The organism is Bacillus sp. ISO11, assembly GCF_003458115.1.
Classification (GTDB): domain Bacteria; phylum Bacillota; class Bacilli; order Bacillales; family Bacillaceae_G; genus Bacillus_A; species Bacillus_A cereus.
Genome location: NZ_QXCO01000030.1, coordinates 46,155 through 59,760 on the forward strand (window position 1 = coordinate 46,155; position 13,606 = coordinate 59,760).

Consider the following 13,606-nt stretch of genomic DNA (forward strand, 5'->3'; position numbering starts at 1 on the left):
GCTTTTTTCGTATGAATGGTTGGTTACTCTATCATATGCATATTGTAAAAATAATTGACAATAAATTCATAAAATTGCATCTTAATTTATTACATTTGGACAAGGTATGACACTTTATACACATATGAACGGATAATAAAACGCTGTCCCGCAAAATACAAGAGACAGCGTTTTGTTATCAAACTATCTGTTTAACAAGCTACCTACATAGCGTAGTAATTCATTTGCTGAAGAAGAATTATAGCCATGCTCATCAATTAAACGCGCAACAACATCATTGATTTTCTTAAGCTGATTTTCGTCCGGCGTTTTCGTTGACGTTGTAATTTTCACTATATCTTTTAAATCAGCAAATAGTTTTTTCTGAATCGCTTCACGAAGACGTTCATGTGAATTATAATCAAAGCGTTTTCCTTTACGGGCATAAGCAGAAATGCGAATTAAAATCTCTTCACGGAACGCTTTCTTAGCATTTTCTGAAATTCCAATTTGCTCTTCAATTGAGCGCATTAATTTTTCATCTGGACTCATTTCTTCTCCTGTTAACGGATCACGTAATTTCGATTTATTGCAGTACGCCTCGACGTTATCTAAGTAATTATCCATAAGCGTCTTAGCTGATTCTTCATATGAATAAACAAACGCTTTTTGTACTTCTTTCTTCGCGATTTCATCGTATTCTTTTCTCGCTAATGAGATGAAGTTCATGTAACGTTCACGGTCTTCATTACTAATGGATGGATGCTGATCTAGCCCATCTTTTAAAGATCTAAGTACATCTAACGCGTTAATAGATGGTACCTCTTTTCGAATGATTGTAGACGAAATTCGGTTAATGACATAACGAGGATCAATACCCTTCATACCTTCATCTTGATATTCGCGTTGTAATTCTTCTACATCAATCGCATTATAACCTTCTACCGTTTCTCCATCATACAAACGCATCTTTTTAATTAAATCAATATCCGGACGCTTCGGATCTTTTAAACGAGTTAAAATGGTGAACATTGCTGCAACGCGAAGTGTGTGTGGTGCAATGTGAACATTCGATACATCACTTTCACGAATCATTTTTTCATAAATATGTTCTTCTTCACTTACTCGTAAATTATAAGGAACTGGCATTACAATAATTCTTGAGTGCAATGCTTCATTTTTCTTATTTGCTATAAATGAGCGATACTCTGTTTCATTCGTATGCGCTACAATTAATTCATCTGCTGAAATAAGCGCAAATCTTCCCGCTTTGAAATTCCCTTCTTGCGTAAGCGATAATAAGTGCCATAAAAACTTCTCATCGCATTTTAACATCTCTTGGAACTCCATCATTCCTCGGTTTGCCTTATTTAATTCTCCATCAAATCGATACGCACGCGGATCTGATTCTGAACCATATTCTGCAATCGTAGAAAAGTCCAGACTACCTGTTAAATCTGCAATATCTTGTGATTTTGGATCAGACGGGCTAAATGTACCAATCCCTGTACGACGATCTTCAGAGAAGAAAATACGCTCTACAACTACATCCTCAATTCTTGATCCGTATTCTTGCTCTAAACGCATGACATTTAGTGGTGATAAATTCCCTTCAATTCTAACCCCATACTCATCAAAGAAATCATCTCGTAAATGATGTGGAATTAAATGCAGTGGATCCTCGTGCATTGGGCATCCTTTAATTGCAAAAATTGCTCCGCGATCTGTTCTTGAATATGTTTCTAATCCTCGTTTCAACATTGTAACTAACGTTGATTTCCCTCCACTAACAGGACCCATTAATAATAAAATTCTTTTTCTAACATCTAATCGTTTTGCAGATGGATGAAAATATTCCTCTACAAGACGTTCTAGAGCATCCTCTAATCCAAAGAGCTGATTACTAAAGAAGTTATACTTTCTTCTACCATCGACTTCTTCAATTCCAGCATCTTTTATCATATTGTAAATGCGAGAGTGTGCTGTTTGAGCCACCCATGGTCTTTCTTTCACAAGCTCCAAATACTCCGCAAACGTACCTTCCCATTGTAAACGCTCTTCTGCTGCTCGATGCTGTTCAATCTTTTTTAGAATATCCATTATAGCTCCTCCCCCATCTCCTTGTTCAATCGGATTATTATAAAAGGTATGCTAGGATGTCCTTAAACATTCTTTAAATCAAAACGAAATATATAATAGCACACTAAAATTCTCTCCAAAATTCAAAGAAAATTCTGTATAATATAGGTATTAACGTTTTTACACTGCTATTCATTATAAATAAATTCTTTTCTTCTAAGAACCTTACATACATTTTGGATAATAAATAAAACTCATGAACCGAAAAAAGTAAGGAGGATATTAGTATGAAATTATTATTAATTTTAGGTGTATCACTCACATTTCTTACAGCTATTTTTACATCCGGTTACAATGACAAACCAGGTACACATAAAAAATGATGTGCTTTTAGCACATCATTTTTTTATTTATAATATATATTTTCCATATCATATTTGGATAGTGGTCGGCTATAATAATAACCTTGTACAAGCTTCACATTCTTTTCTTTCAAAAACTGTATTTGCTCCTTTTTTTCTACTCCTTCTGCAATTACATTCAATTCTAAAGTATGAGCTAAATGAATAATTGCAGCTGTAATATTCGTATCACGTTCATCTATATGTATACCTTCCATAAAAGAACGATCAATTTTTAAAGTATCAATTGGATATGTTTTTAAATAACTTAAAGATGAATAGCCTGTTCCAAAATCATCTAAATGAATCTTTAAATTTTGCTCTTTTAATTGTAGTAACACTCTCTTCGATATATCTTTATGTATAAGAGCTCCTTCTGTAACCTCTATCGCTAATAAATGAGTTGGTACATTGTACTTATTTAAAGCCCGTGTAATCATCTCTATTAATGTAATAGAACGAAAGTGTCTAGCTGAAATATTAACTGCAATTGGGACCACATCATACCCTTTATTTAACCATTCGCGCAATTGCTGACACACTTGATTTACTACCCATTCATCCAGCTTAATAATAAATCCTGTTCTTTCTGCCAACGGAATGAATTGGTTTGGAGAAACAAATCCTAATTCCTTATTCTCCCACCTTATTAAAGCTTCCATACTAGCTATTTTTTTCGTTTCAATATTAATTTGTGGCTGATAATATAAGAAAAATTCATTTTTTTCTATAGCACGATGTAACTGGTTTTCTATTATAAACCTTTGTTCACGCTCACAGTCTAATCCACTACAATAAAAATGATAATGTCCTTTTCCTTTTTCTTTTGCTTTTTCTAAAGCAGCATCGACTCTCTGAAATAGTATTTTTTCATCTTCTCCATCTGCTGGAGCCATTACAATTCCAATTGACGCACTTAAATATACATCTTCTTCTTCGATTACAAAATATTCACTAATATTTTTCAGTATGCTTTTTGCAACTTCCTCTACATATTCTTTCGTTATATTTTCTATCAACATAACAAATTGATCATCGTGTTCTCTAAATAAGTGCATATCTTCTATTTTTAGATTGCTTAAACATTCTGTAACTTTTTGTAATACTTTATCTCCCTCTTTATGACCAAATGTATCATTAATACGATGAAACTCATCTAAATCTATAAATACAAGTGCAAAATTTACACTCTCATTTAAAAAAGTATTTAACTTATTTGTACATGAAATTCTATTCATTAATCCCGTTAACTGGTCATAGTAAGCTAAATATTCTGTTCGCATTTCGTTTAATACTTGCCTTGTAACATCTCTCGTAACAATATAAATCCCAACAATTTCACCGTTCACAATAATCGGGATAGTTCTCAAAGAAATATATAGCTCGTACCCTTCTTTATGAACATATTTCTTTGAAACAATTTGTTTTGCTTTTCCTTGCATCGATCCCTTAAATATAATTTGAAAATCTTTTTCATATTCTTTATTAATGAATTCAAAAATAAATTTATTATTTAATTCCTCATACCGGTATCCAAATATTTCATACGTTGCCGGATTTGCATATGTAACTCTCCCTATAGAATCTATAGATATAATTGAGTCATTATTATATTCCAGTAACGACTTAAATAACATTTGTTTTTCCTCTATCTCTGTCTTCTCCTCAATTTGAGCTGTAATATCTCTTGTAATACAAATAACAAATTGACATATTCCTTCTTCGTCGCAGACAGGATTAAGTGAAGATTCATAGTGTATCTCACCTTTTGGTAAATTGACTACATCACAAAAGGTGTGTGCTTTCGCTTCTCTCACTACTTTTGCATATTGCCTTTGCAATATCCCCGCTATATCTTTTGGTAATACTTCTGCAAAGGTTTTTCCATAGCACTCTTCGCTTAACCTAGCATAATCCATTCCTATTTTATTCACATACATATATTGAAACGTTTCATTATCAATAACTTTCAATATGAATACTAAATCTTGAATAGCATGTAATAATCCTTGTCTAATTAAATCCATATCTATCATACTTAAAAAGGTATTTTGATTACTATATTCTTCCTTCATATTTATCTCAACCCGTCTTATCTATTTTTAATCATATATCCCATTCTATATGATTATGTCCTCTCTTTTAAATGTATGATTATATATTATTTTTATTTTATAAAAAAAAGTCGCCATATGGCGACTTTTAATAAACGATTTCTAAATCTAATCCAGGGTAATTTTGTTGACGGAACGCTTCATAAATTAAAATTGCTGCTGTATTAGATAAATTTAATGAACGTACTTTATCTGTCATTGGAATACGTAAACAATGATCAAAGTTTTCTTCGATTACATTAGCTGGTAAGCCGTTTGTTTCTCTTCCAAATACAAAATAGTAATCCTTCTCGCGCTTGCTATAGTCAAACGCTGTATGAGCTTTCTCGCCATACTTTGTTAAATAGAAGAATTCACCGTCTTTATTTTTTTCATAAAATTCTTCAATTGAATCATAGTACGTAATTTTTACGTGCTGCCAATAATCTAATCCTGCACGCTTTAACATTTTATCATCCGTTGAAAATCCAAGCGGTCTAATCAAATGTAATTCTGTTCCAGTTGCTGCACAAGTACGAGCAATATTCCCTGTATTTGCTGGAATTTCTGGCTGATATAAAACAACATGTACTCCCACGCGATATTCACCTCTGTTTTTTGTCTACTACGTATTATACCACTTGAGCGAAAAATCTCTACCCATTAATAATATGAAAGAATTTATATTTCATTTGTGGTGTATATTTACTAGAGTCTTCATAGTTCCAATAACGTCGACGGCTATTCGCTGAATGTGCATTTACAAGCGGCATACCATCTGCATCTTTTGCTACTACAATCGTCGTATGATTCCATCTTCCGTCATCCTCGAAATCATAAGCAATGACATCTCCAAGAATAAGTTCTTCTGGCCTCTCTACCGCCTCTGCTCGAAGTCCTGTTGTAGCACCTGACAAATACCAATAAAAAGAATGTGCAACAGCCCAGCTCCAGCTCCACTGATTCTCCCTTTGCCACCATCCTTTACGAATATTAGGATATCCGCTCATAGGTACTTCTCCAGTATGAAGACATTGAGAAATGAAATTCGTACAATTATCAGGGAAATTACGATACATAGGATTTCGGTCATCCCACCAACGCTCTGCATATTTCACTGCCTCTAAACGATTATACTGATAAGAACCGTACTTCTCTTTCGTAATTTCCCTTTCTAATGTCTCACCCATTCTAATTTCTTCTGACACTTCAATAGCATAATCGCCTATAATCCGACTATTATTTAAACAAACTCTTCGTTTTAATTGTTCCTCTTCAATATAAAATAATTCTTTATGCTTAATTAAATATTTAAAATGTATTTGATAATCAATTTCTTGATGGTCATTACTATTTAATTGTCTAATGAAAGAAACATCCGCAGTTGCTTTCACTATATGTGCACTACGTCTTTGAAACAATTGTTTCTTTCTCAGTGCCATTTGTAGTAAATCCTCAGCAATACCATCCACATTCGTTCTTTTCTCCGTTATATATGCTAAAAATTGTTGTACTTGGTTTTCAATCTTCGTTTTTACAACCATTCTGTCTCCCTCCCATATTACAATATGAAAAAGGGAAATATTATCTACTCTTTTTTCTGTGCTAACAATTCAAGCCCGCGATTCATTTCATGAAGCACTTCTTCATCTTTCTCACGTTCCATCGCTTTCTCAATCGCTTCGCCTACTCCATCTCCGCCAATTTTCCCAAGTGCCCATGCTGCCGTTCCGCGTAGTACTGGTCTTGGGTCATCTTTCATAACACCAATTAAATCAGGAATTGCCGATGTTTCTTTAAAATGTGCTAATGCTAAAATCGCATTTCTTTGCAGTGGCTTTTTCCCTCTCCATGACCCTGACATAATCCCATATTTCTCTTTAAAATCACGATTACTAATTGTTAAAAGTGGCGTTAATAATGGTTTAACTAGCTCAGGATCCGGCTCCATCTCAGGATGATTATGAAAATCCATTCCTTTGTTTTTCGGGCAAACAGTCTGACACGTATCACATCCATATATACGATTTCCTATTTTATCGCGATATTCTTCAGGTAGGAATCCTTTCGTCTGTGTTAAAAACGCAATGCACTTCTTCGAATCTAACTGTCCCCCCTGTATTAAAGCACCGGTAGGACAAATATCGATACATTTCGTACAGCCCCCGCATTGATCTTCTATCGGCTTATCTGGCGGGAATGGAACATTTGTAATCATTTCCCCTAAGTATACGTACGAACCAAATTCAGGTGTAATAATAGAGCAGTTTTTACCGCTCCATCCAATGCCTGCACGCTCTGATACAGCTCGATCACTTAATTCACCTGTATCAACCATGGACTTCACTTCTATATCCGGAAGTTTTTCAATTAAATATGCTTCTAATTTTTGCAAACGATCTCGTAAAACAAGATGATAATCTTGTCCCCAAGAAGCACGACAAAAAATCCCACGGCGTTCTCCACGCTTACTTAATGGTGCATTTTTTAATTTTGAAGGATATGCTAAAGCAATCGCAATAATTGATTTAGCACCCGGTAATAACAGTTGCGGATTCGTTCTCTTCTCTATATCAGGCTCTTCAAATCCAGATTGATAATTTAATTGTTGTTGCTGGATTAAGCGCTGCTTTAATTCCTCAAAAGGAGAAGCACTCGCAAAGCCTATTTTATCTATGCCAATTGTTTTACTATACGCAATTACATCTTGCTTTAATTGTTCAAAATCCACTCTTAATCGCCTCCTCAGATGAATCCATCCCTTATGTAACGACTCTATTGGTTAGTAATTCACTTTTGGAATACTATTATTTACTTCTATTTTCGCATGTAATTAGGTTTTTCAAACATTAAAAAACGCAATGCCTCGTTTATCTCGGAAACGAAACACTGCGTTGATCACAATTTATAGAAAAACATTTAATAAAATTTGGAGCGGGTGAAGAGAATCGAACTCTCGACCAGAGCTTGGAAGGCTCTTGTTTTACCACTAAACTACACCCGCAAATATGAATTACATATAAGATATTAGAATAACTTATGTAAAGTAGTATAGCATGTAAAAAAAGTAGAGGCAAGAATTTTATCGAAAAAAGTCGAAAAAGTGATGAGAGACCTCATCACTTTTTCAATTCTTTATCAATTGCCTTCTTCATACTATCGAAATCAGGGTTTGCAAGATTTCCGTTTACATATACAGAAGGAGCACCTTGAACTTTTAATTTTTGAGCACGATCTGAATCTTTACGTACTTTTTCTTTAATGTCTTTACTGTGTAAATCTTTCTTAAATTGCTCTACATCAACTTTTGGAAGTTTCTCTTTCACAATGCTAAGAAGCAAATCTTCTGTAATCCATTCTTCCGTATCTTTCTTTTGATTTTGATAAATCTCATCATAGAAAATCCAGAATGAATCTTTATCTTGTTTATAAATTGCTTCACCAGCTGCTGCACCTAAATCCGAGTCTTTTCCGATAAATGGGAAGTTAATAAAATATAACTGCACTTTGCCTTTATCAATATACTCTTCTTTTAATCGAGGTAATACTGTTACATCCCAAGTACGACAAGCAGGACATTTAAAGTCTCCAAATTCAACTACCTTAACTGGAGCATCATCTTTCCCTAAAGATTGTTGCGTAGAATAAGCAAACATCTCATTCCCTTTATCTTTTTTGTCATTTATGATGCTATACGCAATTGTTCCAATTACAATCAATACTGCGATAGAAAAAACTATACCAAGAGCCATGAGTTTATTTGATTTCATATACATTCCTCTTTAAATTCATATTCTGTATACAGCATTGTACACAATACACATAATATCAACACTTATATACGTCACGCAATGAACACGCTCACATAAATTACAAAAACACAATAATTGTGACGATATTGTGTCACAATTTGTCACAATTTATTCAAAAAAAGAAGCTCCTCTGTAGGAACTTCTCTTAACTTACTGCTTTTTTACGCGCGCTATTTAACATCGACTGCTCTATTTTTATATCATGACGAATTACTAATTTCTCACTAACTGCTTGAACATACTCATCATGGCTTATATAGCCTTCTTTCTCCATTAGTCTCAAAACGACATTTCGTCTCTCTACTGCTTTATCATAGTTTTGGGCAGGTGAGTAATAAGCAGGTGCTTTTACTACAGCAGCCATCATTGCACTTTCAGCCAACGTTAATTGGTTCACCTTTTTACCGAAGTAAAGGTTTGCTGCTTTTTCAATTCCCCACGCTCCTTCTCCATAATAAATATTACTTACATATAATTTTAAAATTTCATCCTTCGTAAATGTGCGTTCAATTTTTTTCGTATAAAAAATCTCTTTCCACTTACGAGAAAATGTACGTTCATTTGTTAAAAAAGCATTTTTAGATAGCTGTTGTGTAATCGTGCTTCCTCCTTGCACGACACCACCAGCCTTTATATTCTCAACTGAGGCTCTAATAATTGCTATATAATCTAAACCGTTATGATGATAAAATCTTTTATCTTCTGTCGCAATAAATGCATGTGTTAATGATTCTGGCACCTCTAACTTAGCCGGTACATGTAATTTACTAATATCACTTTTCTCAATCATTACATTTCCAATGAATAATAACGTACAACTTAACAATAATAATAATATAATGGCTTTATAAAAAAGTTTAGTCATTGGATTTAATGCAACTTTTTGATGATAGTTCACCCTAGATAATACTCGTTCTTTCATCTTGAACACCTCTTTTCCACACAGCATATAACTCTTACTTTAAGAATACATTGTTGTAAAAAAATATCCCATCGATTTCTCTTACACGTACCTTACATCATTGTAAGGTATAAAGTGAAACTTTAATGAGCCCTCATCAATCAGGCTTACTGCCCAGCAAATAGTGGGATAAAAAAGTATTGTATCACAGTATTTTTTTATCTACTATTCATCTGAAATATTGAATATAGGTTATGTTAAAGCACGAATAACCAATAAAAGAGAAACCCTTAAGACTATTATATTTTCACTTTACACTTTAATTATATCATCTACAAATATATATACTTTTGACTATCTAGTAATCTAAATGTATATAACATATAGATTTATTATACAGAACAAACGTTCTGCAAATCAATACTAGTGCTATTATTATTTTGACCTTTTTCTTAAACAGTATACAAAAAAGAGTAGTGATTCGAATGTATCTCAAATCGGCTACTCTTTTCTTTACAATCTTCCTATTAAATTATACGGCTGTACTTCCCACGTTTCATACGGAATAAAATGTGTTGCTCTCATTGCATCAAGCGTTCTGGATTTCATATGAGGACGCGTTATATACTCATCTATGTTCTCTTCATTTAAATCAACAAATTTAGCCTCTTGTATCTCTTCAGGTTGAGTTTTTATTTCACCACTTATATATGCTACTTTAAAAACAACAGCTAGAATATGCATAGAGGTATTATAATAAACCCCTGTAATTCCGATAGGCTTCACCGTTAACCCTGTTTCCTCTTTTATTTCCCTACAGACAGCTTGATCGAGCGCTTCGCCTTCTTCTACCTGTCCTCCTGGCAACTCCCACGTATCAGCTCGCCAGTGCACTTTTGTTAATAACACTTCATTTTTTTCATTTGTTAAATAACCTGCTACAGCAACTATATGCTTTGGTGTCTTATGTTCCATATTAAGCCTCCTAGAGATAATGAATATTTTATATATCCCTATAATCATATTCACTACCTACAACAAAATACCTTTAATACTTCATCACTTTAATTAACTTCATAAAAAAAGACCCTATCCGCTAAGCGAAAAGGGTCATCTATCGTATTACTCTCCTAAGTCTACGTTGTGATAAACTTGTTGAACATCTTCCAAATCTTCTAATGCATCAACCATTTTCTCAAATTGTGCTTGAGCATCTTCAGGAAGTGTTACATCACTTTGTGCAAGCATTGTTAATTCTGCAACTGTAAACTCCTCAACGCCAGCACCTTTAAGTGCAGATTGTACTGCATGGAATTGATCTGGTTCAGCATACACGATAACAGAATCTTCTTCTTCTAGAATGTCACGTGCATCTACATCTGCTTCCATTAAAATTTCAAGAACTTCATCTGATGTTTTACCTTCAAGGCCGATAACAGCTGTCGCATCAAACATGTAAGCTACAGAACCGTTCACACCCATATTACCACTGTTTTTGCTAAATGCAGCTCGTACATCTGCTGCAGTACGGTTTACGTTATTTGTAAGTGTATCTACAATAACCATAGCTCCATTTGGTCCGAATCCTTCATAACGAAGCTCGTCATAATTTTCTTCTGAACCGCCTTTTGCTTTTTCAACTGCACGATCAATAATTGTTCTTGGAACATTGTATGTTTTCGCACGCTCTAATACAACTCTTAGCGCTTGGTTTGATTCTGGATCTGGCTCGCCTTGTTTTGCTGCCACATAAATTTCACGCCCAAATTTCGCGTATATACGGCTTGTATTTGCATCTTTTGATGCTTTTTTGTCTTTAATATTGTTCCATTTACGGCCCATACTTTCCACTCTCTTTCCCGTTTTAAATCTACATAAAAATATTAATATGAAATATAATGTGTGTTCAACACATTTTTAAAAGAAATATAAAAAGTTCATTTTTGATTCATATTACAGACATAATATAAATCACTATCATTTTGTTCTTTCGACAAGTTATATTATACATGAATTCCTACGTTTATTACGAATTTTAGAAGCACATAGTATAATTTAACAAAAAGACTCTAACATTTCTGTTAGAGTCTTTTTATATTGCTGACACCTTTTTCCATAATATTCCCATAATTACTTTCTATTGCTGTATAATAAAAATAGGGGAAAATTTGAAGAAAAGAGAGAGGGAGAATTATGACACATTCAAATGAGAAAAAAGCACATAGTCTTAAAGGGATAGAAGAAAAGTTAAACCCAACTATCTATCAAGTGAGATTCATGAAATTAGATGAACCAATTCAATTTGAGTCGTTCCCTGAATTAAAAGATTTAGGGGACTGGTTAAGTACTTCAACACATATGTGGGCGTGCCACTCAACTATGTATAAGTACAACAGAGAAGGGTTTGAAAAGAAGTTTTTAGAGATTACAAACTTAACCGTTGATAATGTACTAATATCTACTGGTGGTATCGGATTTAACTTCATGTCACCGGGGTGGAGAAATTCTCTCTAGAGTACTCGAAAGAAATATTGTATATACAATACTTTTTCTGCTTATTTTGTCATGTCATGAAAAGAAAACAAAAAAGCTCTATACTAATTGTATAGAGCTTTTTTACGCCGTTCATGATACCGATGGTCGGGGTCGAACCGACACTCCCGAAGGAACACGATTTTGAGTCGTGCGCGTCTGCCAATTCCGCCACATCGGCACAAAAGAAAAGGCGGCAACCGGATTTGAACCGGTGATAAAGGTTTTGCAGACCTCTGCCTTACCACTTGGCTATGCCGCCATATTAAATTTTATTGGAGCGGAAGACGGGATTCGAACCCGCGACCCCAACCTTGGCAAGGTTGTATTCTACCACTGAACTACTTCCGCAAAAATGGCTGGGCTAGCTGGATTCGAACCAGCGCATGACGGAGTCAAAGTCCGTTGCCTTACCGCTTGGCTATAGCCCATCGAATTCTTACTTAATTATATGTAAGTATCCATTAGATTATTTGCAATTTTTAAAATAAAAATGGGGCGACTGATGGGAATCGAACCCACGAATGCCGGAGCCACAATCCGGTGCGTTAACCACTTCGCCACAACCGCCATGTTGTGTAAATATATTTGGCAGGGGCAGTAGGAATCGAACCCACACTGGAGGTTTTGGAGACCTCAGTTCTACCTTTAAACTATGCCCCTATGTAAATGGTGGAGGGGGGCAGATTCGAACTGCCGAACCCGAAGGAGCGGATTTACAGTCCGCCGCGTTTAGCCACTTCGCTACCCCTCCGAAACTTACATGGTGCCGGCTAGAGGACTTGAACCCCCAACCTACTGATTACAAGTCAGTTGCTCTACCAATTGAGCTAAGCCGGCGTATTTTATTAAAATAAATGGTGGCTCGGGACGGAATCGAACCGCCGACACGAGGATTTTCAGTCCTCTGCTCTACCGACTGAGCTACCGAGCCTTATTAAAATGGCGGTCCCGACCGGGGTCGAACCGGCGATCTCCTGCGTGACAGGCAGGCATGTTAACCACTACACCACGGGACCATTTGGTTGCGGGGACAGGATTTGAACCTGCGACCTTCGGGTTATGAGCCCGACGAGCTACCGTGCTGCTCCACCCCGCGATAATACTATTTATATAAAATTTATATGGTGGAGGATGACGGGATCGAACCGCCGACCCCCTGCTTGTAAGGCAGGTGCTCTCCCAGCTGAGCTAATCCTCCAAAGTGGTGACCCGTACGGGATTCGAACCCGTGTTACCGCCGTGAAAGGGCGGTGTCTTAACCACTTGACCAACGGGCCAAATATTATAAATCCTATGGCGGAGAGCAAGGGATTCGAACCCTTGATACGCTTGTGACGTATACACGATTTCCAATCGTGCTCCTTCGGCCAACTCGGACAGCTCTCCAATGGCTCCGCAGGTAGGAATCGAACCTACGACCGATCGGTTAACAGCCGATAGCTCTACCGCTGAGCTACTGCGGAATAATATTGCCTGGCAACGTCCTACTCTCACAGGGACAAGGTCCCAACTACCATCGGCGCTAGAGAGCTTAACTTCCGTGTTCGGTATGGGAACGGGTGTGACCTCTCTGCCATCATTACCAGACATTATTCTTTTGAGACAATCATTATTATAACTTATTTACTTTAAAAGTCAACAAGTTTTTTATGTTCTCTCAAAACTAGATAACATTGCTACATATTATATGGTTAAGTCCTCGATCTATTAGTATTCGTCAGCTCCACATGTCACCATGCTTCCACCTCGAACCTATCAACCTGATCATCTTTCAGGGATCTTACTAGCTTACGCTATGGGAAATCT

Annotated in this window: 10 protein-coding genes, 16 tRNA genes and 2 rRNA genes; 1 reads left to right on the plus strand and 27 read right to left on the minus strand. The window is 35.7% G+C overall.

Features of this window, described 5'->3' with window-relative positions:
• Positions 1-183: 183 nt before the first annotated feature.
• The 10 genes from D1166_RS24475 to D1166_RS24520 all read right to left on the minus strand — a co-directional run bounded on the left by D1166_RS24475 (position 184) and on the right by D1166_RS24520 (position 11,107).
• Complete coding sequence (locus D1166_RS24475) at positions 184-2,079, minus strand: PrkA family serine protein kinase (protein WP_000353273.1); 1,896 nt, start codon at positions 2,077-2,079, stop codon at positions 184-186.
• Positions 2,080-2,464: 385 nt separating this feature from the next.
• Positions 2,465-4,534, minus strand: a complete 2,070-nt coding sequence (locus tag D1166_RS24480) for a sensor domain-containing protein (protein WP_097856358.1) — start codon at positions 4,532-4,534, stop codon at positions 2,465-2,467.
• A gap of 127 nt (positions 4,535-4,661) precedes the next feature.
• On the minus strand, positions 4,662-5,150 hold the full coding sequence (trmL, locus tag D1166_RS24485) for a tRNA (uridine(34)/cytosine(34)/5-carboxymethylaminomethyluridine(34)-2'-O)-methyltransferase TrmL (protein WP_000538147.1): 489 nt from the start codon (positions 5,148-5,150) through the stop codon (positions 4,662-4,664).
• Positions 5,151-5,208: 58 nt separating this feature from the next.
• Positions 5,209-6,096: an amidase domain-containing protein gene (locus tag D1166_RS24490; RefSeq protein ID WP_000260592.1), complete on the minus strand. Its 888-nt coding sequence runs from the start codon at positions 6,094-6,096 to the stop codon at positions 5,209-5,211.
• Between the two features lie 44 nt (positions 6,097-6,140).
• Positions 6,141-7,283 (minus strand): tRNA epoxyqueuosine(34) reductase QueG, encoded by a 1,143-nt coding sequence (gene queG, locus D1166_RS24495; RefSeq protein ID WP_000345216.1) that lies wholly within the window; start codon positions 7,281-7,283, stop codon positions 6,141-6,143.
• 199 nt (positions 7,284-7,482) lie between these two features.
• Positions 7,483-7,556 (minus strand) — tRNA-Gly (locus D1166_RS24500).
• Positions 7,557-7,671: 115 nt separating this feature from the next.
• Complete coding sequence (locus D1166_RS24505) at positions 7,672-8,322, minus strand: DsbA family protein (RefSeq protein ID WP_000841306.1); 651 nt, start codon at positions 8,320-8,322, stop codon at positions 7,672-7,674.
• A 187-nt stretch (positions 8,323-8,509) separates the two neighbouring features.
• Positions 8,510-9,286, minus strand: coding sequence for a transglycosylase domain-containing protein (locus D1166_RS24510; RefSeq protein WP_000664715.1), 777 nt, complete (start codon positions 9,284-9,286; stop codon positions 8,510-8,512).
• 492 nt (positions 9,287-9,778) lie between these two features.
• The gene (locus D1166_RS24515) at positions 9,779-10,240 is read right to left on the minus strand and encodes an NUDIX hydrolase (RefSeq protein ID WP_000400456.1); all 462 of its coding nucleotides are present in this window, start codon (positions 10,238-10,240) and stop codon (positions 9,779-9,781) included.
• Positions 10,241-10,387: 147 nt separating this feature from the next.
• The gene (locus tag D1166_RS24520; protein ID WP_000532952.1) at positions 10,388-11,107 is read right to left on the minus strand and encodes a YebC/PmpR family DNA-binding transcriptional regulator; all 720 of its coding nucleotides are present in this window, start codon (positions 11,105-11,107) and stop codon (positions 10,388-10,390) included.
• Positions 11,108-11,458: 351 nt separating this feature from the next.
• Between D1166_RS24520 and D1166_RS24525 the strand changes: the two genes are divergently transcribed.
• Positions 11,459-11,779 (plus strand): DUF3884 family protein, encoded by a 321-nt coding sequence (locus D1166_RS24525; RefSeq protein ID WP_097797252.1) that lies wholly within the window; start codon positions 11,459-11,461, stop codon positions 11,777-11,779.
• Positions 11,780-11,896: 117 nt separating this feature from the next.
• Here the strand turns inward: D1166_RS24525 and D1166_RS24530 are convergent.
• The 17 genes from D1166_RS24530 to D1166_RS24610 all read right to left on the minus strand — a co-directional run.
• Positions 11,897-11,978 (minus strand) — tRNA-Leu (locus D1166_RS24530).
• A 10-nt stretch (positions 11,979-11,988) separates the two neighbouring features.
• Positions 11,989-12,059 (minus strand) — tRNA-Cys (locus D1166_RS24535).
• A gap of 14 nt (positions 12,060-12,073) precedes the next feature.
• Positions 12,074-12,148 (minus strand) — tRNA-Gly (locus tag D1166_RS24540).
• A 5-nt stretch (positions 12,149-12,153) separates the two neighbouring features.
• Positions 12,154-12,228 (minus strand) — tRNA-Gln (locus D1166_RS24545).
• Positions 12,229-12,291: 63 nt separating this feature from the next.
• A tRNA-His gene (locus tag D1166_RS24550) sits at positions 12,292-12,367 on the minus strand.
• 19 nt (positions 12,368-12,386) lie between these two features.
• A tRNA-Trp gene (locus D1166_RS24555) sits at positions 12,387-12,460 on the minus strand.
• Between the two features lie 7 nt (positions 12,461-12,467).
• Positions 12,468-12,551 (minus strand) — tRNA-Tyr (locus D1166_RS24560).
• 10 nt (positions 12,552-12,561) lie between these two features.
• A tRNA-Thr gene (locus D1166_RS24565) sits at positions 12,562-12,637 on the minus strand.
• Between the two features lie 18 nt (positions 12,638-12,655).
• A tRNA-Phe gene (locus tag D1166_RS24570) sits at positions 12,656-12,731 on the minus strand.
• 9 nt (positions 12,732-12,740) lie between these two features.
• A tRNA-Asp gene (locus D1166_RS24575) sits at positions 12,741-12,816 on the minus strand.
• Between the two features lie 3 nt (positions 12,817-12,819).
• Positions 12,820-12,896 (minus strand) — tRNA-Met (locus D1166_RS24580).
• A 26-nt stretch (positions 12,897-12,922) separates the two neighbouring features.
• Positions 12,923-12,998: transfer RNA gene (locus D1166_RS24585), tRNA-Val, on the minus strand.
• 4 nt (positions 12,999-13,002) lie between these two features.
• Positions 13,003-13,077, minus strand: a tRNA-Glu gene (locus D1166_RS24590).
• 17 nt (positions 13,078-13,094) lie between these two features.
• A tRNA-Ser gene (locus tag D1166_RS24595) sits at positions 13,095-13,186 on the minus strand.
• A 2-nt stretch (positions 13,187-13,188) separates the two neighbouring features.
• Positions 13,189-13,263, minus strand: a tRNA-Asn gene (locus D1166_RS24600).
• Between the two features lie 8 nt (positions 13,264-13,271).
• Positions 13,272-13,387 (minus strand): 5S ribosomal RNA (rrf, locus tag D1166_RS24605).
• A 100-nt stretch (positions 13,388-13,487) separates the two neighbouring features.
• Positions 13,488-13,606 (minus strand): 23S ribosomal RNA (locus tag D1166_RS24610); the annotation flags it as partial.